The organism is Sphingomonas sp. ABOLG (genome assembly GCF_003950435.1).
Taxonomy (GTDB): domain Bacteria; phylum Pseudomonadota; class Alphaproteobacteria; order Sphingomonadales; family Sphingomonadaceae; genus Sphingomonas; species Sphingomonas panaciterrae.
This window is the reverse complement of the sequence record NZ_QQWW01000003.1, coordinates 171,254-194,310: the sequence shown is the minus strand read 5'-3', so window position 1 is coordinate 194,310 and position 23,057 is coordinate 171,254. Positions and strand designations below refer to the sequence as shown.

Annotated in this window: 20 protein-coding genes; 5 read left to right on the top strand and 15 right to left on the bottom strand. The window is 67.2% G+C overall.

Going from position 1 to position 23,057, the window contains the following annotated elements; genetic code table 11:
* Positions 1-9: 9 nt before the first annotated feature.
* The 3 genes from CA236_RS04695 to CA236_RS04685 form a co-directional block, all read right to left on the bottom strand.
* Positions 10-1,065, bottom strand: coding sequence for a ribonucleotide-diphosphate reductase subunit beta (locus CA236_RS04695; RefSeq protein WP_046411357.1), 1,056 nt, complete (start codon positions 1,063-1,065; stop codon positions 10-12).
* A gap of 65 nt (positions 1,066-1,130) precedes the next feature.
* The gene (locus CA236_RS04690; protein WP_046411355.1) at positions 1,131-1,331 is read right to left on the bottom strand and encodes a hypothetical protein; all 201 of its coding nucleotides are present in this window, start codon (positions 1,329-1,331) and stop codon (positions 1,131-1,133) included.
* Entirely contained in the window at positions 1,328-1,645 is a 318-nt protein-coding gene (locus CA236_RS04685; protein WP_241212518.1) for a hypothetical protein, read from the bottom strand. The genes CA236_RS04690 and CA236_RS04685 overlap by 4 nt, the downstream gene beginning before the upstream one ends.
* Before the next feature lie 50 nt (positions 1,646-1,695).
* On the opposite strand from CA236_RS04685, the gene CA236_RS04680 reads away from it, so the two are divergent.
* Entirely contained in the window at positions 1,696-1,947 is a 252-nt protein-coding gene (locus CA236_RS04680) for a DUF2171 domain-containing protein (protein ID WP_046411353.1), read from the top strand.
* Between the two features lie 1,600 nt (positions 1,948-3,547).
* Here the strand turns inward: CA236_RS04680 and CA236_RS04675 are convergent.
* From CA236_RS04675 to CA236_RS04665, 3 genes are read right to left on the bottom strand one after another with little or no spacing between them, the layout of a single operon-like run.
* Positions 3,548-5,827, bottom strand: coding sequence for a xanthine dehydrogenase family protein molybdopterin-binding subunit (locus tag CA236_RS04675; protein ID WP_125944736.1), 2,280 nt, complete (start codon positions 5,825-5,827; stop codon positions 3,548-3,550).
* 12 nt (positions 5,828-5,839) lie between these two features.
* Positions 5,840-6,856 (bottom strand): xanthine dehydrogenase family protein subunit M, encoded by a 1,017-nt coding sequence (locus CA236_RS04670; RefSeq protein WP_125944735.1) that lies wholly within the window; start codon positions 6,854-6,856, stop codon positions 5,840-5,842.
* Positions 6,853-7,386, bottom strand: a complete 534-nt coding sequence (locus CA236_RS04665) for a (2Fe-2S)-binding protein (RefSeq protein WP_125944734.1) — start codon at positions 7,384-7,386, stop codon at positions 6,853-6,855. Before CA236_RS04665 ends, CA236_RS04670 begins: the two co-directional genes overlap by 4 nt.
* Before the next feature lie 171 nt (positions 7,387-7,557).
* Between CA236_RS04665 and CA236_RS04660 the strand changes: the two genes are divergently transcribed.
* On the top strand, positions 7,558-7,770 hold the full coding sequence (locus CA236_RS04660) for a DUF2945 domain-containing protein (protein WP_125944733.1): 213 nt from the start codon (positions 7,558-7,560) through the stop codon (positions 7,768-7,770).
* A gap of 51 nt (positions 7,771-7,821) precedes the next feature.
* Here CA236_RS04660 and CA236_RS04655 read toward each other — a convergent pair whose 3' ends face one another.
* Together CA236_RS04655 and CA236_RS04650 are read right to left on the bottom strand one after the other, a co-directional pair.
* Positions 7,822-9,129 carry a YihY/virulence factor BrkB family protein gene (locus CA236_RS04655; protein WP_125944732.1) on the bottom strand — a complete coding sequence of 436 codons (1,308 nt, stop codon included), beginning with the start codon at positions 9,127-9,129 and terminating at the stop codon, positions 7,822-7,824.
* 18 nt (positions 9,130-9,147) lie between these two features.
* Complete coding sequence (locus CA236_RS04650; protein ID WP_164518862.1) at positions 9,148-9,366, bottom strand: hypothetical protein; 219 nt, start codon at positions 9,364-9,366, stop codon at positions 9,148-9,150.
* Positions 9,367-9,402: 36 nt separating this feature from the next.
* On the opposite strand from CA236_RS04650, the gene CA236_RS04645 reads away from it, so the two are divergent.
* A complete protein-coding gene (locus CA236_RS04645; RefSeq protein ID WP_125944730.1) occupies positions 9,403-10,605 on the top strand; it encodes an MFS transporter in 1,203 nt (400 codons plus the stop codon).
* Between the two features lie 27 nt (positions 10,606-10,632).
* On the opposite strand, the gene CA236_RS04640 is transcribed toward CA236_RS04645, so the two are convergent.
* On the bottom strand, positions 10,633-13,788 hold the full coding sequence (locus tag CA236_RS04640) for a TRCF domain-containing protein (RefSeq protein ID WP_241212517.1): 3,156 nt from the start codon (positions 13,786-13,788) through the stop codon (positions 10,633-10,635).
* Positions 13,789-14,036: 248 nt separating this feature from the next.
* On the opposite strand from CA236_RS04640, the gene CA236_RS04635 reads away from it, so the two are divergent.
* A complete protein-coding gene (locus CA236_RS04635; protein ID WP_125944728.1) occupies positions 14,037-14,378 on the top strand; it encodes an SWIB/MDM2 domain-containing protein in 342 nt (113 codons plus the stop codon).
* Between the two features lie 55 nt (positions 14,379-14,433).
* On the opposite strand, the gene CA236_RS04630 is transcribed toward CA236_RS04635, so the two are convergent.
* The 6 genes from CA236_RS04630 to CA236_RS04605 all read right to left on the bottom strand — a co-directional run bounded on the left by CA236_RS04630 (position 14,434) and on the right by CA236_RS04605 (position 21,368).
* A complete protein-coding gene (locus CA236_RS04630) occupies positions 14,434-17,349 on the bottom strand; it encodes a PAS domain-containing protein (protein ID WP_125944727.1) in 2,916 nt (971 codons plus the stop codon).
* Positions 17,350-17,430: 81 nt separating this feature from the next.
* Positions 17,431-17,907: an OsmC family protein gene (locus tag CA236_RS04625; RefSeq protein ID WP_125944869.1), complete on the bottom strand. Its 477-nt coding sequence runs from the start codon at positions 17,905-17,907 to the stop codon at positions 17,431-17,433.
* An 81-nt stretch (positions 17,908-17,988) separates the two neighbouring features.
* Positions 17,989-18,309 (bottom strand): SMR family transporter, encoded by a 321-nt coding sequence (locus CA236_RS04620; RefSeq protein ID WP_125944726.1) that lies wholly within the window; start codon positions 18,307-18,309, stop codon positions 17,989-17,991.
* A 158-nt stretch (positions 18,310-18,467) separates the two neighbouring features.
* Positions 18,468-19,115 (bottom strand): TetR family transcriptional regulator, encoded by a 648-nt coding sequence (locus tag CA236_RS04615; RefSeq protein ID WP_125944725.1) that lies wholly within the window; start codon positions 19,113-19,115, stop codon positions 18,468-18,470.
* A 29-nt stretch (positions 19,116-19,144) separates the two neighbouring features.
* Positions 19,145-20,308 (bottom strand): CoA transferase, encoded by a 1,164-nt coding sequence (locus CA236_RS04610; protein ID WP_046411936.1) that lies wholly within the window; start codon positions 20,306-20,308, stop codon positions 19,145-19,147.
* Positions 20,309-20,468: 160 nt separating this feature from the next.
* Positions 20,469-21,368, bottom strand: a complete 900-nt coding sequence (locus CA236_RS04605; RefSeq protein WP_125944724.1) for an SDR family oxidoreductase — start codon at positions 21,366-21,368, stop codon at positions 20,469-20,471.
* 152 nt (positions 21,369-21,520) lie between these two features.
* Here CA236_RS04605 and CA236_RS04600 point away from each other — a divergent pair, with 152 nt between their 5' ends.
* Positions 21,521-23,038 carry a class I adenylate-forming enzyme family protein gene (locus tag CA236_RS04600; RefSeq protein WP_241212516.1) on the top strand — a complete coding sequence of 506 codons (1,518 nt, stop codon included), beginning with the start codon at positions 21,521-21,523 and terminating at the stop codon, positions 23,036-23,038.
* Positions 23,039-23,057 lie beyond the last annotated feature (19 nt).

Here is a 23,057-nt window from a genome sequence, read left to right as displayed (position 1 = left end):
GCGGCGGTGTTACTCCGCCGCGACCCCGGCGCGGGAGAACATGTCGCCCTCCAGCGCCAGATCCTCGTTCGCCGCCGGCACGGACTTCGCCTTCTGCCGCTTGTCGAACGAATCCCAGACGTCGCTCCACTGGCCCTTGGTCGCTGCCTTGGAATATTCGGTCGCGCGGGTTTCGAAGAAGTTCGCATGCTCGACGCCGTTCAGCAGTGGGGTGAGCCAGGGGATAGGGTGTTCGTCGATCATGTAGATCGGCTTCAGCCCGAGCTGTCCCAGCCGCCAGTCGGCGATGTAGCGAATGTACTTCTTGATATCCTTGGCGGTCATGCCGTTCACCGGGCCCATCTCGAACGCGAGATCGATGAACGCATCCTCCAGCCGGATCGTCGTCTGGCACTGATCGGCGATATCGTCCTTCACCGCCTTGGTCAGGCAGTTGCGCTCCTTCACGAAGGCGTGGAACAGCTTGATGATGCCTTCGCAGTGGAGGCTTTCATCGCGCACCGACCAGCTGACGATCTGCCCCATGCCCTTCATCTTGTTGAAGCGCGGGAAGTTCATCAGCATCGCGAAGCTGGCGAAGAGCTGCACGCCCTCGGTGAAGCCGCCGAACATGGCGAGGGTGCGCGCAATATCCTCGTCATTGTCGACGCCGAACTGCTGCAGATAGTCGTGCTTGTCCTTCAACTCGGCATATTCGAGGAAGGCGCCATATTCGCTTTCCGGCATGCCGATCGTGTCGAGCAGGTGGCTGTACGCCGCGATATGCACCGTCTCCATGTTGCTGAACGCGGTCAGCATCATCTTGACCTCGGTCGGCTTGAACACGCGGCCGTACTTTTCGTGGTAGCAATCCTGCACCTCGACGTCCGCCTGGGTGAAGAAGCGGAAGATCTGCGTCAGCAGGTTGCGTTCGTGATCGGTGAGCTTCTGCGCCCAGTCACGGCAATCCTCACCCAGCGGCACTTCCTCAGGCAGCCAGTGAAGCTGCTGCTGACGCTTCCAGTACTCGAACGCCCAGGGGTATTCGAATGGCTTGTACTGCTTGGAGGCTTGGAGGAGGGGCATGGGTTACTCCGACCGGAAATTGTGGAAGTTCATAAAGATTGCGCGTGTGAGGGATAGATGGGGGGTCATGCCTCCATGCTCCACTGCCACATGGCGGTGGCGCTCATCGCGAGGACGGCGGCGCCAGCGAGGGCCATGATGCCGACCATGCGGAAGGCATAGACCTGACCGGCGGTGCGCGGACGGGCGAGGGCGACCAGCAGCGCCGTGCCGACGATCGCGAGCGCCAGCGCGACCGCATACATGACGGGGACCTGCCAGTTCATCGCCGCACCCGGCGGGTGACATGGACGGTGCGGGTGCTGCGCGCGCCGACGCCGAGGAACACGATGCCGACGAAATAGCCGAAATCATACCAGCCGCCATTGTTGGGCACGGCATAGATGGCGACGTCCGGCATGAACAGGCTGAGCACCCAAGCGGCCGGGAAGATGAAGCCGTGCCACAGGCCGAGCAGGAAGCCGGGCGTATCGGGCGTGTGCGCCACCGTGGACGGGACCTGCGTGGCGCAGCCCGCCAGGAGCAGGGCGAGCGCGACAAGGGACCAGCGCGCGATCATGCCGCCACCCGCGCGATGCATCCAAAGCGGCGATGTGTCGTTGTGTTGCCGACCCCAAGAGGAGATCCACGATGCACGATCACAGCAACATCAAGGAGCATATGAAGGTCATCGGCGCGGACGGCGTTCACGTCGGTACGGTGGATCACGTCGACGGCGAGCGGATCAAGCTGACCAAGCAGGACAGCCCGGCCACGCAGGACGGGACCGGCGCCAAGCACCACTATCTGCCGGCGGGCCTGGTGGCGGCGATCGAAGGCGACACGGTTCGCCTGTCGGCGACCGCGCAGAACGCCGTGGACATGTTCGAAGAAGCGGAATGACACTGTTCCCGGGCCACGGCGCGGGGCGAACCGGGCGCTGCCCCCGCGAGGCGTAGCGCCAGACGGGCGAGCGACGGCATGAAGAGGGGCGGTTCCGGGAGGCCGGAGGCGTCCCTTTCGATCGCTTATCGTACGATCATCATGACCCGTGAAGGGCCGCGCTGCGACGCGTTGCAAAGCTGCCCTCCGGCCCATGATCTGATCCATCCGCCGCACGCCTCTTGCCGAACCGGTACCGCGACTCTCATGATCCGTGAGCGAGCCCCGGATCGGACGGACTTGATACCGTTCTTCGCCCCGCAGTGTCACGGCTAAAATGCAATATCTGGTAATTGGCGCATCGATGCAGCCCCACATCTAGACACGGACGCGCCGGGCGCCGCGTCGCGCCAAGCCGCCTGCCGATTCGCGATGTTCGCATAATGTTCCATGGGCACTTCCTTGGGTCAAGCCGGCGCGCGTGCGCCTGCGTTGATCCCATCAGCGATGCCACGACGCACGGCGCTCGACGGCGGCTGTCAACGAACCGCTAGCATTAGCTTCGATTGCCATGATCGCATCTACACGTTCAGATTCGAGAGCAGGAAGGCTGAGGCCGTGCGGAAGCTGGTGATAGCGCTCGGAGGTGTCGCATGAGCGGCATGACCCTCAACGATTGTTGACTGGAAGCCATTGACGCGAGCAAGGAACACAACCGCGTCGCCTTCCCCGAAAGCTATCCCAACAAGTCGATCAACAAGGGTAGTAAGACCACATACGCCGACTGATGTGACAAGCATGGCCTTCGCGTGGAAAGAGGGTCCGAAGAAGTGATTTCGTATCTGCGCCGCCGCTTATCCACAATCTCCTTGTCGACTTCAGCGTGCGCCCTGTAGGATATGCACCATGTCGGCAACACAGCCGCGCTTAGAACGGTGCGTATCTGACGGCCAAAACGGCGGCTACAATAAGGGCAGGTAATCGGTAGGTTATCAGAGCCGTGAGGCCCATCCAGGGATGCCCCGACGAGGTGAATAGCTTCACCGTCTCTGTTTCACGCGATCGGGTGAACCGGTGTATGAGGTCGGGATAGTGGCGCATCGTGAAAATATACAGGAAAACACCATCCCCGACCAAACAATGTCAGCGGCCACTTCCAGCCGCCACCCACAACGAAGCCCCGAAAAGCCGTCATCCGGCCACGGGGCTTTCCTTTGCTGCGCCTGCCGCGCCTTCACATAGATCTAAGTCAGCGACGGTAGATCATCCCTGTCCGACAATTTGTGCTGCGCCCATGCGATAATCCTGATGGCGGACCATAAGAGCGATGCCCGCGGCGGTCGTTTCGCGACGCGCGAGAACCATGGGGCGCTCCGCGGCGGCTACCAAAGGGTTGCTACCGTCATGATCGGCCAGAGGGTGGGGCTAAGCCGCGGCGACTGCCGCGCATAGCGGGAGTGCGGGCATATCCCCCGGCAGCGCCTGCGGCATGAGGCGAACACGCGCGACTGCCGCCCGGGGCGCTGCGGTCCAGCCGAGGATCATTCACGGTGATGGGCGGGATGTGGTCGCGCCAGCGCAGGAGCGGGCCCGACGGATGGGTCAGGCCCGCCTGCCGTTGTCAGTCGGCGTCAGCGGCGAGCAATTTGTCGATCGTGATCGGGAGCGAGCGGATGCGCTTGCCGGTGGCGTGATAGATGGCGTTGGCGATTGCCGCGGCCGTGCCGACGATGCCGATTTCCCCAAGCCCCTTCACGCCGAGCGGCGTCACCTCGGGATCAGGTTCGTCGACGAAGATCACGTCAATGTCATGGACGTCGGCATGGGCGGGCACGTGATATTCGGCAAGATTGTGGTTCATCCACCGGCCGAGCTGGCGGTCGGCGAAGGTTTCCTCATGCAGCGCCATGCCGATCGCCATGACGACGCCGCCCAGGATCTGGCTGCGCGCGGTCTTGGGATTGATGATGCGCCCGGCGGCGACGGCGTTGACGACGCGGGTGACGCGGACCTGGTGGAGTTCCTCGTCCACGCGCACCTCGCAGAAGATCGCGCTGTGCGTGTTGCGTGACTTGCGCGCCATCGAGATCATGTCGCCGACGCCCGGCGTCGCGGTTTCCTCGACCTCGATCGAGGGGAGGCCAGCGGCGCGCATGATCTCCGTAAAGGGCATGGCGGCGCTGCCGTCGCGCAGGCGAAGCTCGCCGTCGGCGCAGATCACGTCATCGAAGGAGGCGTTGGCGAAGGGGCTGTCCTTCAGCTTGTGCACCGCCTTGAACAATTGCTTTGCCACCGCCTCGCACGCCAGCTGGACGGCGGCACCGGTCGAGGCCGCCGCCCACGAGCCGCCCTGGACCGGGGCGGTCGGCAGGTCGCTGTCGCCCAGCCGGGCGGTGATCCGCTCGGGCGGCAGGCCCAGCGTGTCGGCGGCGACCTGCGCCATGACGGTATAGGTGCCGGTGCCAATGTCCGACGTGGCGCTTGCGACCTCGAGATCGCCGTTGGCGCTCAGTTTTGCCGAGGCGGCGGTCTTGGAGAATTGCGCGTCCCACATGCCGGTCGCGACGCCCCAGCCGATCAGTTCGCGGCCGTCGCGCATCGAGCGGGGCTCTGGCGACCGGCGTTCCCAGCCGAACCGTGCCGCGCCCTCGCGATAGGCCTCGCGCAGCGCCTTCGACGTGAAGGGCGTGCGATTCATATTGTCGATGTCGGAATAGTTGAGGAGGCGGAATTCGAGCGGATCAACCTTCGCGCGATAGGCCATTTCGTCCACCGCGATCTCGAACAGGGTCATGCCGGTCGCCGCGCCCGGCGCGCGCATGTCGGCCGAGGTATAGGTGTCGCGCGGGGCGATGGTATATTCGCCGTGGATGTTGGGGCTGGCGTAGTTCATCATGCCCCAGGTCACGATATCCTCCATGTTGCTTTCAAAGCGCGAGGTGGAGGTGGTGGCGTCGCCGAGCACGGCGCTGAGCTTGCCATCGGTATCGGTGCCGAGCCGGATCGAATAGGTGCATTCGGGGCGATGCGCGTGGGTGAACATCTGCGCGCGCGTCATGACCACGCGAACCGATCGTTCGAGGTGGATCGCGGCCATGGTGGCGAGCTGCACCTGCCATTGCGGGCGCAGGCCGGAGCCGAAGCCGCCGCCGACATAAGCGTTGACGACGCGGACGTTCTTCTTGCCGAGGCCAAAGGCGCTGGCGAGATAGGCCTGGACGCCCTGCGAGCCTTGCGTCTTGTCATAGACGGTGATCGTGCCGTCGCCGTGCCATTCCACCGTCGAGGCGTGCATCTCCATCGGATTGTGATGCTCGGTCGCGAGATGATAGGTCGCGGCGTGCTTCAGCGGGGCGGCATCATAGGCGGCCTGCGCGTCGCCATGGTTCTTGGGCGGGTGGAAGGAATTGCGCCGGCGCAGCGGGAGCGGGAGGAATTTCTCCGCCAGCGAGGCCTCGAAATCCACGTTGTGCGCCTGTTCCTCATAGGAGACGTCGACGAGGCTGGCGGCATATCGCGCCGCCTCGAAGCTTTCCGCGATGACCACGGCGATCGGCTGGCCGGCGAAGAGGATTTCGGCATCGTGCAGCGCCTTGAACGGGTCGCCCGGAATGGCGAGTTCATCCTTCCAGTTGCGGTCGAGCCATGCCTGTCTGGGGCGGTTATTGTGGGTGATGATGTCGACCACGCCGGGGACGGCGCGTGCCGCCTCCTCGTCGATCGCGGTGATCCGCCCCTTGGCGATGCGCGACGAGACGGCAACGCCGTAGAGCAGGCCGGGGACGTGATATTCGGCGGCATATTTGGCCGTGCCGGTCACCTTGGCGAGGCCGTCGACGCGCGACAGGGCGGTGCCGATGCCGACCGGGGCGGCGGGAGCGGGGGATGCGTTGCTGGTCATCGTATCGGCTCCTCAGGCGATGCGCTTGTCGATCTGCGACTGCGGCGTGCCGGCCGCGGCCTGGGCGAGCGCACGCATGATCGCACGGCGGGCGAGATCGATCTTGAAGTCATTGTCGCCCTGGCCGCGGGCGCCGGCGAGCAATGCGCGGGCTGCGGTGTCGAACGCCATTTCGCCCGGCGGCTCATTGCGGATCGCCTCTTCCGCCTCGCGCCGGCGCCACGGCTTGTGCGCGACGCCGCCGAGCGCGATGCGCACGTCGCCGATGCGGCCATTGTCCTCCAGCCGCATCGCCACCGCGACCGAGACGAGCGCAAAGGCGTAGGACAGGCGATCGCGCAGCTTGAGGTAGGTGTAATTGTGCGTGAAGCGCTCGGCCGGAAGGTCGATCGCAGTCACCAGTTCGCCGGGGCGTAGCGTGTTGTCGCGCCACGGCTCATCGTCGGGCAGGCGGTGGTAGTCGGCGAAGGGGATGGTGCGGCTGCCGTCAGGGCCGGTCACCTGTACCTCCGCCTCCAGCGCGGCGAGCGCGACGCACATGTCGGAGGGGTGGGTGGCGATACATTGCGGGCTGGCGCCGAGGATCGCGTGGATCCGGTTCACCCCGCCAATCGCGCCGCAGCCCTCGCCGGGGTTGCGCTTGTTGCAGGGCGTGTCGACGTCGTAGAAATAATAGCAGCGGGTGCGCTGGTTGAGGTTGCCGCCGTTGGTGGCGGCGTTGCGCAACTGCGGCGAGGCGCCGGCGAGGATCGCGGAGGACAGCAGGGGATAATGCTGCCGCACGCGCAGGTCGTAGGCGGTGTCGGCATTGGTGACGAGCGCGCCGAGGCGCAGGCCGCCGTCCTCCCGTTCCTCGATCTGATCCAGCGGCAGGCGATTGATGTCGATGACGTGGAGCGGCCGGGCGACATTCTCCTTCATCAGATCGACGAGGTTGGTGCCGCCGGCGAGGAACGCGGCGTGCTGGTCCCCGGCGGCGCGGACCGCCTCCTCGACCGCCGTGGGCCGGGCATAGTCGAAGCGGATCATGCCTGCTTCTCCTGCCCGAGCACGTCGAGCACCGCGTCGGCGATGTTGGTGTAGGCGCCGCAGCGGCAGATGTTGCCGCTCATCAATTCGCGCACATCGTCGCGGCTGCGCGCCTGCCCTTCGTTGATGAGGCCCTGCGCCGAACAGATCTGGCCCGGGGTGCAATAGCCGCACTGAAAGGCGTCCCGCTCGATAAAGGCGGCCTGCAGAGGGTGGAGGTCGTCGGCGCTGCCCATGCCCTCGATCGTGGTGATCTCGCTGCCGTCGAGGGTGACGGCGAGCTTCAGGCAGGAATTGATCCGTTTGCCGTCGACCAGCATGGTGCAGGCGCCGCACTGGCCGTGGTCGCAGCCCTTCTTGGAGCCGGTCAGGGCGAGCGTTTCGCGCACCAGATCGAGCAGCGTCGTCCAGGGTTCGACCGCCAGATCATGCGGCGTGCCGTTGATCGTCAGGTGAATCGGGACGGTGCCGATCGGCCGGGCGGCGACCTTTCGGGCGATGGTGCGGTCCAATGTCGCGGCTTGATCCATGGTCGACGCACTCCTCGATCGGGCAAAGGGGGCGGGCGCCCCGGTCGCAGGGGAGAACCTTCGGTCAGGCATTCGGTTCACGGCCGTCGAAAACGGCGCAGCGCCCGCACGCATGCGGGAGACGGATGCCGGGCGGCGCGTTTGCCGCTCATCACTGCCAAGGAGCGGCGCATGACCGACAAGACCTTCACGTCCGGCGATCACGTGAAATGGGACACGCCGCAGGGCGAGACGCACGGCAAGGTCGTGCGCAAGGAGACATCGACCGCCAAAGCCGGTGGGCATGTCGCCAAGGCGACCAGAAAGGACCCGCAATATCGCGTGAAGAGCGACAAGTCGGGCAAGGAGGCGATCCACAAGCCCGAGGAATTGCGCAAGGCCTGAGCCCGGCGGGGCGGGCCGGCAGGGCCGGCCGGCGGGGTCAGCCCGGCGGGATCAGCGTCGTGCGCTGCCCCGCGCGGCCGGCTTTGCCTTGGGCCGCGTGATCCAGCGCAAGCCGCCGGAGGTGGCGAGGAGCGTGACGCCCAGCGCCGCCTTGTCACGCCGCCCGATCAGCGCGAGGCCGCAGGTGGCAAGCGCGGTGGGGAGAAGACCGGCCTTTCCAACCCGCGCGATGCGCAAGGCGCGATGGGTGCCCTCCGCCGCGAGCAGGCTCTGGCGCATGCCCGGCGCGGGTGGGGCGGCGCGGGCCGGCGCCGCTGCGGCGGGAGGGGGCGCGGGCTGCTGGTGGGCGGCGAGCCCCGGGGCGGATTGCGGCTCCGGCCCCTCGGCCACCGTATCGGCGGCGAACGCGCCGCGGCTGCCGAGCGGCTGTTCCGGGCCAGTGGTGGTGTCGCGCGCCGTCTGGCGTTCAAGCTCGCAATTGAACTCCGCGCCGAGCAGCAGGACATAGGCCGACAGATACAGCCACGTGAGCGTCACCACCGCGGCGCCGAGCGAGCCATAGGTTGCGTCATAGCTGCCGAAATTGGCGACATAGATGCCAAAGCCAAAGGTCATCAGCACCCAGCACAAAGCGGCGAGGACCGAACCTGGTGTGAGCCAGACCCACCGCGCGTGGCTGCGATTGGGCGCGAACCGATACAGGCTGGCGGCGGCTGCCGAGCCGACCACCGCCATCAGCAAATAGGGTATCAGCCGCGCGAGGAAGGCGAGGGGGCCGGGAAGCTCGGGAAACAGTGTTTCGACAGCCGCCATGGCGGTGATCGAGAAGATGGCGAGCACCGCGACCAGCACGGCGCAGGCAGTGATGCCGAGCGCCACGAGGTTGAGGTGGATGAAGCCGCGTGTCTCCTCCTCATCATAGGCGACGTTGAGCGCGGTGATGATCGCGGTCGCGCCCTTCATGGCGCCGTAGAGCGCGATCGCCAGCGCGATGAGGAGGCCAAAGCCCTTTTTCCCGTCCGACGTGCTGACGATATTGGCAAGCTGCTCGCCGATCAGCCGGGCAGCCTCCGCCGGCATGACCGAGGTAAGCGAGCGGACATTGGCGAGCACAGTGTCGGGGGTCGCGATCAGACCGTAACTGAGCACCACCGCGCCCAGCATCGGCACCATGGCGAGGATGGCGCAGAAGGCGACGCCCGACGCGATCAGGCTGATATTGTCCTGCCCGGATTCCTTCCAGCTGCGCAGCGCAACGTCTTTCCAGCCGCCCGCGGGGATCGCCCAGGGGCGCGTTGCTGCATGTCCGTGATCCTGTCCGGTCGGCTGCCGGTGCCCATCCCCATCGATCGTCGTCATCAATCCCGTCCCTGTGTGTCAGACGAACCGGTTGGACAGGCGAGCGTTCCACAGGCGCGGGGAATTGCCGAGGCGGCATGAGCCATGGCGATCCGGCAGACGGCGTTGATTTTGCAATGCAGCATGACGATAATCGGGCGGCAGACGCACGGTGAAGTGCCCGACGCCTGGCGAAGCCCGGCCAACATCCCCATCGGAGAACAGCATGCAGCCGCCGTCACGGGCCCGCGCGTCCATTGCCATTTGCCATTGCGCCGCGTGCGGGGCCCGAGGATGACGCATCCTGCCAATGCTGCCGCCGGGCATCGCGTCAACGTGCCCATGGCGTTGCTGGCGCTCGCCATGGGCGGGTTCGCAATCGGCACCACCGAATTCGCCTCGATGAGCCTGCTGCCGCAGCTCGCGGGCGGGCTGGGGATCGACGAGCCGACAGCGGGGCATGTCATCAGCACATATGCGCTGGGCGTTGTCGTCGGTGCGCCGCTGCTGGCGGTGCTGGGCGCGCGCATGGCGCGGCGTACCTTGCTGATCGCGCTGATGAGCTTCTTCGCGCTGGCCAACGGGCTGTCGGCGCTGGCGCCCGACCTTGGCTGGATGCTGGTGTTCCGTTTCCTTAGCGGGTTGCCGCACGGGGCCTTTTTCGGGGTCGGCGCGCTGGTCGCTGCGGGCATGGTGCCGCACGAGCGGCGCAGCCAGGCGATATCGCGCATGATGCTGGGGCTGACGCTGGCGACCGTCGCCGGCGTGCCCTTCGCCAATGTCGTCGGTCAGGCGCTCGGCTGGCGCTGGGGCTTCGGCATCGTCGCGCTGCTGGCGGTGGCGACCGCGGTGATGCTGTTCGCCTTTGCGCCGCGCACCCCGGCTGATCGCAGGGCCAATCCGATGCGGGAGCTGGGCGCGCTGCGCAACGGGCGGGTGTGGTTGACGCTCGCCACCGGGGCGATCGGCTTTGGCGGGCTGTTCTGCGTCTATACCTACCTTGCCTCCACCATGACCGCGGTCACTGGGGCGCCGGGGCTGATCCCGGTGGCGCTGGCGCTGTTTGGCGTCGGCATGACGCTGGGCACGATCCTGTGCGCCTGGGGCGCCGACCGCGCGCTGATGACCACCGCGGGGCTGACGCTGGCGTTCAGCGCCTTGTCGCTGTCGCTCTATCCGATGGCGGCGCAGCAGAGCTGGTCAATCCTGGGGGTGGTGGTGCTGATCGGCATGGGCGGCGGGCTGGGCAGCGTGCTCCAGACGCGGCTGATGGACGTGGCGGGCGAGGCGCAGATGCTTGCGGCCGCGCTCAACCACAGCGCGTTCAACGTCGCCAATGCGCTGGGGCCATGGCTGGGCGGGATGGCGATCAGCGCGGGGCTTGGCTGGACCTCGACCGGGTGGGTCGGGATGGCGCTGGCGCTGGGCGGGCTGGCGATCTGGGCGGTGTCGCTGCTGCTCGACCGGCGGCGGCCGACGCGCGCCGCCGCCGCCTGATCGCCGGACCGGCCGCCTCGCCAGCGGTCAGGCGAGCAGGGCCGCCAGCCGCTCCAGCCGCTCGGCCGCATCCTCATGCGGCTCCTTGAGGAGGAGGCGGCCATCCTTTTCGACAAGGCCGTCGATCTCGCCCAGCGCGGGCGGTGCGTCGCGTCGGGGGGTGAGGGCGATGGCGGCTGGGCCAGCGTCGATCCGGGCGATGCCCAGTGCGCGAGCGCGCTCCCGCACCCGCGCAATCGACAGGAGCAGCGCAGCTTCCTCCGGCAATTCGCCGAAGCGATCCTCCAGCTCCGCCTCGAAGGCGTCGAGATCGGCATCGCTGCGCAGCCGGCCGAGGCGCGCGTAGAGCGAGATGCGCAGATCCTCGTCGGGGATCCACTCGGCAGGCAGGCGGCCGTCGATGCCGAGGCGGAGGTCCGGCGTCCAGCGCTCCACCGTCTCGCCGCGTGCGGTGCGCAGCGCGTCCTCGAGCAACTGCTGATAGAGTTCGACACCGATGAGCCGCATGTGCCCGGCCTGTGTGTCGCCGAGCAGGTCGCCGGCGCCGCGCATGTCGAGATCGCGCGCGCTGATCGCGAAGCCGGCGCCGAGCCGGTCGAACGCCTCCAGCGTGCGCAGCCGCTTCAGCGTGCGCGGGGCGATCGCGTCATCGGCATCGGTGAACAGCAGTACCTGACCGCGGCGATGCCCGCGCCCGACGCGGCCGCGCAACTGGTGAAGCTGCGACAGGCCGAACCGGTCGGCGTGGATGATCGCCATGGTGTTGGCGCGCGGCACGTCCAGCCCTGCCTCGATGATGTTGGTGGCGAGCAGCACGTCGCCGTCGCCATGGCCGAAGCGGACCATCGTGTCGTCGATATCGGCGGCCGGCATCTTGCCATGCGCGTGCAGGATCTCGAGCTCGGGAACGAGCGTGGCGAGCTTCTCCGCGAGCGGGGCCATGTCGGCGATGCGCGGGACCACGACGAAGCTCTGGCCGCCGCGCGCGCGCTCACGCAGCAGGGCGGCGCGCAGCGTTTCGGGCGCGAAGGCGGAGACGGCGGTGCGGATCGGCTGGCGCCGCGCGGGGGGCGTCGCAATGACGGACAATTGCCGCAGGCCGACGAGCGCCGCCTGCAGCGTGCGCGGGATGGGGGTGGCGGACAGCGTCAGCACATGCCCGGCGGATAATGCCTGTAGCTTGTTCTTGTCGGCGGTGCCGAAACGCTGTTCCTCGTCGATAATGACGAGCGCGAGATCCTTGTAGGCGACGCCCTTGCCCGCGACCGCGCCGGTGCCGATGACGATATGGATGCTGCCGTCGGCGAGCCCCGCCTTCACGCGCCGCTTGTCGGCTGCGCTGGTGAGGCGCGACAGGCCGGCGACGACCACGTCGGTTCCCTCGAACCTTGCGGTGAAGCTTTCGAGGTGCTGGCGCGCGAGAACGGTGGTGGGGGCGGCGATCGCCACCTGCTTGCCGGCGAGCGCGGCGAGCGCGGCTGCGCGCAGCGCGACCTCCGTCTTGCCGAAGCCGACGTCGCCGATGACCAGCCGGTCCATCGGGCGGCCGGAGGAAAGGTCGTTGCGTACCGCCTCGATCGCGGCGAGCTGATCCGGCGTTTCCGAAAAGGCGAAGCCGGCGGCGAACCGCTCATAGGCGGCGACGGGGGGATCGAGCACGGGGGCGGTGCGGGTGGCGCGCTCCTCCGCGAGTTCGGTCAGCCCGCGGGCGGTTTCGGCGATGGCGGCGGCAATCTCTCCCCGGCGGTCATGCCAGCTCTTTCCGTCGAGCGTGTCGAGCGTGACGGCGTCGTTCTCCGCGCCGTAGCGCCACAGGCGGTCAGCCTCCGCGATCGGCACCAGTCGGACGGCGTCCTTGGCGTAGGTGAGCTTGATCGTGTCGCCGCCGACGCCTTCGCCGGCGGGCAGCGGCTCGATCCCGTCGACGACGCCGATGCCGTGATCCTCATGGATGACGGTGTCGCCGACGCGGATCTCGGCGCTGTGGACGAGCGAGAGGTCGACGCGGTGCGCGCTGCCGTCCTCGCGCTCCGCCCGGCTGCCGATCAGGTCGGCGGCGGCGATGGCGAGCGCGCCGTCGCGGCGGAAACCCTGGTCGGCGGGGCCGGTGAGGGTCAGCAGGGTGCCCGGCGCGGCGGCACCGACACCGGCCCAATCCGCCACCGCCTCGGCCGTCAGCTTCAGCCGCTGTTCGATGCGGCGGGTGAGGAAACGAACGTCCCGCTCGCCACCGATGAGGACGACGCGCTCGCCATCCGCGATGGCCGCCTGCGCGGCGCGGGCGAAAGCGGCGAGCGGCGCGCGCTGTTCGACGAAGCGGGCGGGGGGCTCTCCGGCGCGGTCGAGCGATGCGGTGTCGCGGGCGGCCAGCGCCTTCTGCCAGGCGGCGTCGACGATCATGTCGGCCGGAGCACGGCGGCTGCCGCGCTTGGCGGTGTCGGCGCTGAGCAGCAGCAGGCGGCGGCGACGCTCGTCGGCCGCGGCGGTGACGACGACCAGCGCGCCGGGAAGGTGATCGAGCAGCGTCGTGCGATCGCCGTCGAGCGGCGGCTCCATCACGCGGCCGAGTTCGTGGCGTTCCAGTTCGTCGGTGCTGCGCTGGTCCGCCGGGTCGTAGCGGCGGATGCCGGCGATCACGCCGTCGGCGACCTCGATCCTGAGCGGAAGGTCGCTGTCGGCGGGAAAGACATCGAGCACCTGGCCGCGCAGCGCGACTTCGCCAGGCTCGTCGACGCGTTCGTCGGCGACATAGCCGAGCGACAGCAGGTCGTCGTGCAACTGCGCCAGATCGCATGGCTGACCCACGGCGACGGAAGGGGGCTCGGCGTCGAAGGCGGCAGGCGCCGGATAGGCGCGGGCGAGCGCCTCGCCCGACGTGATCAGCGCGATCCGGCCGGGCGCCTCCGCCTCCAGCGCGCGGCGTATGGCACGGAGCGCGGACACGCGCTGCCCGACATTGGCGGGGGAGGCAGGGGCATTGTCGCCGGGGAGCGCGTCACTGCCGGGGCAGAACATGGTCGCCGCATCGGGGACGAGTGCCGCGACCATCCGCGTCAATGCCAACGCGCGGGTCTCGTCGGCGACGGCGACGATGACGTTCGCGTCGGCCAGAAGCTCCGCCACCGCCGCGCTCGCCTCCGCGATGCTGAGCGTCGGGGCGGGCACGTCGGCGCGCGGAGTCATTACGGCAATCTCCGCTTCGGATCGGGGGCGCATGTCGGGTGGTTGCATCCGCTGTAGTGAGGTTCACCGAACGGGCGGCGCGGCGCGGCGTTCCCGCGACCGCAGCGAGGATGCGCATCATCCTGCCGCCCGCCAGCCACGCCGGGGCTGCCGCTCGCCAGCCACAGGGAACCATGAAGGGCGATGGCGCTTAAGGACGGTGGCTCCGCCGCCCAGTGCGCGGTGGGTGGCAGAGGAGGATGAATATCATGGCCCGTACGGCGGAAAAACGCGGCAAGGACGAAACCAAGGCGGCCGAGAAGAAGGTCAAGTCGACCGGGAAGTCGGCCGGCGGCGCGCGCGGCGGCATCACCGCGCCCGTGACCCCGTCCGCCGAACTGGCCGAGATCGTCGGCAAGAACGACCTGCCCCGCAGCGAAGTGGTCAGCAAGGTCTGGGACTATATCAAGAAGAACGACCTGCAGGACGCCAAGGACCGGCGGCAGATTAACGCCGACGACAAGCTGGAGAAGATCTTCGGCAAGAAATCGGCGAGCATGTTCGAGATGAACAAGCATCTCAGCAAGCATCTGACCGCCAAGAAGGATTGACGGCAATCCCGGCCGACGCGCGGCGATGCTGCCCGCGTGCGCGTCGGCGGGGTGATCAGTCCATGATCTCGCGGATCCGGGCGGCGAGCGCATCCATCGCGAATGGCTTCGTCACGAGCGCCATGTTGGGCGCGAGCTGATCGCTGCCGATCACGGCATTTTCGGCATAGCCGGTGATGAACAACACCCTCAGCGTCGGCCGCAGGCTGAGCGCCGCGTCGGCGATCTGGCGCCCGTTCATGCCGCCGGGCAGCCCGACATCGGTGATCAGCAGGTCGATGCCCGGATACGCCTGCAGGATGCGCATCGCGCTCTGGCCGTCGAACGCCTCCAGCACGTCATAGCCGAGATCCTCGGCCACCTCGACGACCAGCATGCGCACGGTGGGTTCGTCATCGACAACGAGGATGCAGCCGGCATCCGCCTGCGCATCCTGTTCCAGCATCGACGATCCGGTTCCGGCCTGCGCCGCCTCGACGTCCGGCGCCTCCATATGGCGCGGCAGGTAGATGCACATCGTCGTGCCCGCGCCCAGTTCGGTGTCGATCCGGACATGGCCGCCCGACTGGCGCGCGAAACCGTAGATCATCGACAGGCCAAGGCCCGTTCCCTCGCCGATCGGCTTGGTGGTGAAGAAGGGGTCGAAGGCGCGTGACACCACATCGGGCGGCATGCCGGTGCCGGTATCCGTGACCGAAATGGACACATATTCGCCCGGCGCGAGATCACGCTCCCGTGCGTCACGATCGTCGAGGCGGCAATTGGCGGTGTCGATCGTGATCCGCCCGCCGTCGGGCATGGCGTCCCGCGCATTGATGCACAGGTTGATGATCGCGTTTTCGAGCTGGTTCGGATCGACCAGGGTCGTCCACAGGCCGGTCTTGCCGGCGGTTTCCACCTCGACATGAGGGCCGACCGTGCGGCGGATCAGTTCCTCGACATCGAAGATCAGCCGGTTGACGTCGGTCGGGCGGGGATCGAGCGTCTGCCGGCGCGAAAAGGCGAGCAGCCGGTGGGTGAGCGCCGCGGCGCGGCGAACCGCACCCTGCGCCGCGACGGAATATTTCTCCAGCTCCGCAACCCGGCCCTGCGTGATGCGCACCTGCATCATCTCCAGCGCGCCCGAAATGCCGGTCAGCAGATTGTTGAAATCATGCGCCAGGCCGCCGGTGAGTTGGCCGACCGCCTCCATCTTCTGCGACTGGCGCAGCGCCTCCTCGGCGCGGTCACGCTCCGCCGTGGTCTCCTCGATCTCGTGCACGAGCCGCTGGTGTTCCTGCTCCAGCAGGCGCTCGTTCGCCTTGCGCGCCGTCACGTCGAGGAGCGCGCCGACCATGCGGATCGGCGCGCCATCGCTGTCGCGGATCAGATAGCCGCGGTCGAGCACGTCGGCGTAGCGGCCATCCTGCCGCTGGAAGCGATATTCGTCCGACCAGTCGGTGCCCTGGCTGTCGATCACCAGATGGATGCTGGCATAGACCCGGGCGCGGTCGTCGGGATGAATGTGGTCCAGCCACCACTGGCTGGTCTCCTCCGTTTCTGACGGCGGGTGGCCGTAGACCGCGTACAGCGCCTCGTTCCAGGTCACGTGATCGGTTCGCAGATCCCAGTCCCAGATCGCGTCGTTGGTCGCCCGGCTGGCGAGGCGCAGGCGTTCGCTCACCTCGCGCAGCGCGGCGGTCGCCTCGCGGTCGCGGGTCACGTCCTGCACCGTGCCGATGAGGCGGGTGGCAACGCCATTTTCGAAAAAGGCGAGGCCATGCGCGCTGACGTAGCGCAGCACGCCATCCTCGATGCCGATCGTGCGATATTCCGCCGCGAACCGGCCCGGTCCCGCGGGGTCGAGCGCGGCGTTCACCGCGGCGACCGCCCCTGCCAGATCATCCGGGTGGACGCCGGCCATGAAGGATCCGTCGTAGCTGACCGGGACGCCGGGCGAGAGGCCGAACAAGGCACGGCAGCGATCATCCCATGTCAGGCGTCCTTCGCGCGGCCGATAATCATAGCGGCCGAGATCAGCGGCGGCGGCGGCGGCCTCCAGTTCCTCCCGGCTGCGTTCCAGCGCGCGTTCGGTGCGCTTGCGCTGGGTGAGGTCGGAAAAGAGCACCGCGACATGATGCTCCTCGGGCGCGTCCAGCGGATAGGCGTTCACCATCAGCCAGCGCCCGTCGCGGGTCGTGGCGGGCAGTTCCACCTGCTCGGGAATGCCGGTCTTGGCGACCCGGCCGTATAGGTCGAACCAATGCTGTTCGTGATCGGGTGCGATGTCGCGCATCCAGCGGCCACGCGCATCGGCGATGCCGGTCTGCGCGGCGAAAGCATCATTCACCTCGAGAATGCAATAATCGCTGGCCCGGCCATCGGGATCGAAGCGCACCTTGATGACGCAAAAGCCGATGTCGATCGCGTTGAACAATTCGCGATAGCGTTGCTCGCTGGCGCGCAGCTGCCCCTCCGCACGCGCGCGGTCGAAGGCGTCACGCACGCGCAGCGCGACATCCTGAACCAGCGTCACCTCCTGCGCGGTCCAGGCGCGGGACGCGGGCTCCTGCACATACACCAAGGCGTCGAGCCTGCCGTAGCGGAGCAGCGGAAAGACGATCATCGCCTGGGCGCCACCGGGGATGTCACCCTCGGATTGCGGGTCGGCGGTGACATCGGGGATGATCAGCGTCTCGCCAGCGCGCAGCAGCGCCAGTGACGGCGCACTGATCAGCTTCGCGCCCGGTATCCGGCCCGTGAGTTCCGAGAGGGCGGGGGACCAGTCGGCCTCGATCTGAAGCGTCGCGCCGTCATCGCACACCGTCGCATAGCCGCAGCGGCCCACGCCCAGCTTCTGGCCCAGCGCGGCGACGGCCGTCGCCACGATCTGCTGGGGATCGCTCAGGTCGTGCAACTGATCCAGCAGCCGAAGCTGGAATGTCTGTCGGTCGAGCAATTGCTCGCGGCTAAGCTCTTCTGATCGCGACATTCGGCGTAGGCCCATCGATGGACCGGCAGAGATACATGGTTTGTTCCGCAAAAAGCAATCGGGGTGCCCCGCAGGCAGCGGCTAGGTCGCGGGCGCCACTTCGATGACGGGCGTGTAGTGGATCGGGAAAGCGACAGACCGGGCTATGAAGCACATGGCATGGGCGCGTTCGTGCAGCGCGGCGGCCAGCGCCGGGTCCGAACTCGCGGTGATCGTCACGGTTGGGGATAGCGTCACCGCAGTGAACTGCCCGGCGCCGCCCGGCTCCTCTTCCATCATCCCTTCGGCCCGGTCGCGGTAGGAGAGCACGGTGACCCCCGCGTGCGCGCACAGGCCAAGGTACCAGAGCTTGTGACAGGCGCAGATCGAGGCGAGCAGCAGCTCCTCCGGGTTCCAGCGTGTCGGATCGCCGCGAAAGGCGGGGTCGGAGGAGCCATGGATCGGCGGCTTGCCGGGCGCAGTGATGCGATGATCGCGGCTGTAGCCAGCGATCGTCCGGGTGCCTTCCCCGCGATTGCCGGTCCATTCAACATCCAGCGCGTAGCGATGAACCTTCATCGGGGCCTCCAACCGTTCGCGATCGACGGGTGAGAGGATGAAGTCCCGCGCCGCCGCGATCAAGCGGCAGCCAGGCAGGTGTCAGGCGGGGGAGGACAATTTCATCAGGACAAGGCCGCCGACGATCATCGCGGCGGCTAGGATGCGTATCGGGCTGGCCTGTTCGCCGAGCAGCAGCACGCCAGCGACAAAGGCGCCAACCGCACCGATCCCGGTCCAGATCGAATAGGCGGTGCCAAGCGGCAGGGTGCGCATCGACAGCGACAACAGGCCGAAGCTGACGAACATGGTCGCGAAGGTGATCAGCGTCGGCTGCCATTTGGTGAAGCCGTCGGACTGCTTCATGAAGAAGCTCCAGACCACTTCGAGAATACCGGCAACAACAAGATAGATCCACGCCACAGCAGCCTCCATTCAGGACTGCCGGGCCGTCCCGGACTTGACACCCTTGGCGGGGCGGGAACGTGGTCGCCGCGGGGCGGCGTCTAGCGGCGTGGCGCCGACGGGTCAATCGCGGAGCGCTGGCCGTGACCTGCGCCCCGCTATCAACCCCCCAGGGATCAGGCGCGAAGCCCGTTCAGGATCACGTCGAGCACCGCGGACGGGAAATCATGCGCGAACGCCTCGTCGCTGAGCTTGCCGTCCATGATCTCGGCAAAGGCGACGCGCGAGGAGAACAGATATTGGCAGGCGCCGACGATGATGAAGTAGAGCTTGTCCGGGTCGATCGGGCGGAACTGGCCGGCGGCGACGCCTTCCTCGATGATGCGCCGCTGCGCGTCGATCAGCGGGATCACGAAATTGGCCTTGATCTGGTCCGACCCCTCCGTCCGGGATTCGCGCAGCAGGTGGTTCAGGAGCCCGACGAGATAGGGATAGCGGCTGTAGGTGCGCACGATGCCGGCGATATGGATCTTCAGCTTCGCCAGCGGATCGATCGCCATCGCGTTCAGCCCGTCGAGCTGCGCCAGCGAGCGCGACGTGTCGCGTTCGACCAGCGCCACCAGCAGCCCCTCCTTGCTGCCGAAATAATATTTGACGAGCGGGGCGGTGACGCCGGCGCGCCGTGCAATGGCGTGGAGCGATACTTCCGGCGTGCCCAGTTCGATCATCAGGTCGCTGGCGGCCTGTAGCAACACCTCCCGCGCCGGTCCTTCGCTCCGCCCATTATGTGCCCCCGAGCTACTACTTTCGACCGCTTTCGCCATTCTGTCCCCTTGTTCGGCCTTTACGACCGTTATGCCGCCGTCTTGGCGGTCTCGATACCGAGTTCTTCCCGGATTGCATTGCCATCGGCATCCAGCGCAGGCGCGAGCCGCGCGGACGGGCGGTGGGATTCGAAATCGATCGGTGTCGCGGGCAGGCGGATCTCGCCCTGCGGCCCGGCGACGTCGACATAGCAGCCGGCGGCGAGCGCCTGCGGATCACGGGTGGCCTGCGCCACGCTCTGCACCGGCCCGAAGATCACCTTCTCCGCCTCCAGCGCGACCTGAACCTCGGGCCAGGTCATCGCGCCGAATGCCTCATCGAGAATGCCGACCAGCGCGGGCCCGTTGCTGCGGCGATCGCGCACGCCGGTGAAGCGTGTGTCCTCCAGCAATTCCGGGCGGCCGATCGCGCGGGCGATGCGCGGCCAGTCGCCCGAGCCCTGGCGTGGCACCATGACAAACCACTGGCCGTCCGCGGTCTTGAAGAAATTGTTGAGCGGATTGACCGCCTCCGGCCGCGACTTCGTGGAGGCGAGCTTGTTCATCTGAAGCTGGATCGCATGTTCGCAGGAGGCGGCGTAGATGCCCATGCGCAGCAGCGAGGTTTCCAGTTTCTGCCCCTCGCCTGTGCGCGCGCGGTGGAACAGCGCCCCCATGATCCCGGCGACGAGGCCCATTGCGGCCATGTGATCGCCGATGCCAGTGCGCAGTTGCGCCGGATCGCCGTTCTTCACCGTGGTGAGCGAGCAGAGGCCGGAGCGCGCCCAGAAAGCGGTGATGTCGAAGCCGGGTTTGTCCGCCTCAGCACCCTCGCTGCCATAGCCGGTGAAATTGGCGAAGATCAGGTCGGGCTTGATCGCCTTCAGCTGCTCCCAGCCGATGCCGAGCCGTTCCAGGCTGGCGGGGCGGGTGTTGGTGACGAAGACATCGGCGGTCGCGACGAGGCGGCGCAGCACTTCGGCATCCTCCGCATTCGTCAGGTCGAGCGCGATCGAGCGCTTGCCGCGATTGTCATTGTCGAACACGCGATTTTCGGTGTTTTCAAGGCCAATCGAGCCGAAGAACTGACGGAAGGGGTCGCCGGCGGGCGGCTCCACCTTGATGACCTCTGCACCCCAGTCGGCCAGGATCCCGCATGCGCCTGGCGCTGCCACGTAGCTGGCCAGTTCGACCACCCGAATGCCCTGCAACATGATTTCCACTCCCGTCCTGCGTCCGGCTGTCGCCGACCGCTTGTGCACCATTTAACGTGCTGGTTTCTGATTGTTCAAGCAAAGCCTGAACGTTGGCGTAAAAGTTTCGCGTGCCGTAAAGTAATCGGCGGCGCGGCAATATTGCGCTCGGCCGCGATGGTCAGGCGGTTCGTGCGGCCTTGTCCTTCGCGGTGGTGGCGCGGATCGAATCGCGCGCCGCGGCCCATTGTTCGTCGCTCCACGACCGCATCGAGGAAAAGTTGCCGCCGGTCGCGAGGTAACGCGCGCCGTCGATCGCGATCGTCTGACCACTGACATATTCCGCCTGCGGCGACATGAGGAAGGCGGCGAGATTGGCCAGTTCCGGCATCCGCCCAACGCGACCCATCGGGTAATCAGTCGTGTCGCGGAACGCCTGTTCACCATCGGTCGGGCGCAGCCGGGCGGACATGCCCTCGGTCGGGAAGGTGCCCGGTGCGATGCAGTTGAGCCGGATGCCGCGATCGGCCCATTCGACCGCCAGACTCTGCGACATTACGTTGACGCCCGCCTTTGACATGGCGCTGGGCACGGTGAAGGCCGAGCCGTTCCACACCCAGGTGGCAAGGATCGACAGCACGGAGGCGGAGACGCCCTGGTCGATCCAGCGTTTGCCGCAGGCCAGCGTCATCGCGAACGACCCGCGGAACACGATGGAGGAAATGGCGTCGAAGCCGCGCATCGAGAGATCTTCGGTGCGGCTGACGAAATTGCCCGCGGCATTGTTGACGAGGCCGGTGAGCGCGCCGCCATTGTTCCAGATACGGTCAAGCATATCCTCGATCGCGGCTTCGTCGCGGATGTCGCAGGCGAGGCCGACCATCTTGCCGCCATGCGCGGTCATCAATTCATCGGCCGTCTGATCGAGCACACTGCCACGACGCCCGCAGATGAATACGTCGGCGCCGAGGATCAGGAACGCCTCCGCCATTACCTTGCCAAGGCCAGTGCCGCCGCCGGTGACCAGGATACGATGACCCTCAAGCAGATTGTCGCGGAACATCAAATCGTCGCGGTTCATCGTCTCTCTCCCAACATCGGGCGGGCAGCGTGCCATGCGCATCCGCTCCCTTGCCAATTTGTCTTTATGGTCGTTAAAACAGGCGAAGGGGAGCCGCAAGCCGAAATGCGCCTGTGGTTTTACCGGATGGAAAAAGGCGAGAGGAAGCTGCGGTGAGCGACGAACATCTGTCCACCCTATCGAACGTGATTGCGCGGCGCGCGGAGGAGGCGCGCGATCACGTGCTGCTGATCAGCGACGACGCACGGGTGACCTATGGCGAGATGAACCGGCTGGGTGCCCGGATTGCGGCCGCGCTTCGTCGATCAGGCGCCAGCGCCGGGGACACGATTGCGGTGCTGGCGGCGAACGGGCCAGCCTATCTGGCGCTGATGGTCGGGGCGGCGCGGGCCGGCATGGTATTGGCGGCCATTCCCGTGTCGGCGGAGGATGGCGCCAAGCAGGCGATGATCCGCGATTCCGGCGCGACGCTGCTGTTCACCGACGAGGCGCTGCCGTTCAAGGTTTCAGCCGAGGTCGTGATGCTGGGCGAGCCGTTCGACCGGTGGCTGGCGCAGGACGGCGCGGCCGATGCGGACGATGAGGCGCCGGTCGCGGTGGATGGCGATGCGCCGATGACGATCATCTATTCCTCCGGCACCACCGGCACACCCAAGGGAATCGTCCAGCCGTTCCGCTATCGCGCGCGGATGCTGGAGAGTGGCGGCGCACGGGGGTACGGCCCCGATGCCGTGACGCTGCTGGCGACGCCGCTTTATTCCAACACCACGCTGTCGGCGCTGGTGCAGACGATCGGCGCGGGCGGGACGATCGTGCTGATGACGAAGTTCGATGCCGGCCGATGGCTGGCGCTGGCCGAGCGGCATCGCGTGACCCATGCCATGCTGGTGCCGGTGATGTGCGCCCGGCTGCTGGCGCATCCCGATTTCGACCGTACCGACCTTAGCGCGTTTCGCGTCAAATATTGCACCTCGGCGCCCTTCGCGCCGGCGATGAAGCGCGAGATGCTGGATCGCTGGCCCGGCGGGCTGGTCGAATATTATGGCATGACCGAAGGGGGCGCGAGCTTCGTTCTGTTCGCGCATGAGCATCCCGACAAGCTGCACACCGTCGGCCGGATCGCGCCGGGCGGCGGCGAGGTGCGGCTGCTGGATGATGATGATCGCGACGTTGCGCCGGGCGAGCAGGGGGAGATCGTCACCCGCTCCGGCGGCATGATGATCGGCTATCACAATCGGCCCGAGGAAACCGCCGCCAGCCGCTGGATCGCGCCAGACGGCAGCGTATGGCAGCGCACCGGCGACATCGGGCGGATCGACGAGGACGGGTTCCTGACGATCGTCGACCGCAAGAAGGACATGATCATTTCCGGCGGGTTCAACATCTACCCCTCGGATATCGAGGCCGTGGCCGTGGTCCATCCGGCGGTGCAGGAGGCGAGCGTGGTCGGCGTTCCGAGCGAGACCTGGGGCGAGACGCCGGTCGCCTTCGTGGTGGCGCCGGGTGCTGACGCGGGTGCGATCAAGGAGTGGATCAACGCGCGCGTCGGCAAGATGCAGCGCGTGGCCGACGTGAGCATCGTCGAGGAATTGCCGCGCGGCCCGATCGGCAAGGTGCTGAAGCGTGAGTTGCGCGACCGCTATGTCGGTGCGTTGAAACTGGCCGCCTGACGCCGCCGGGATACCCGCT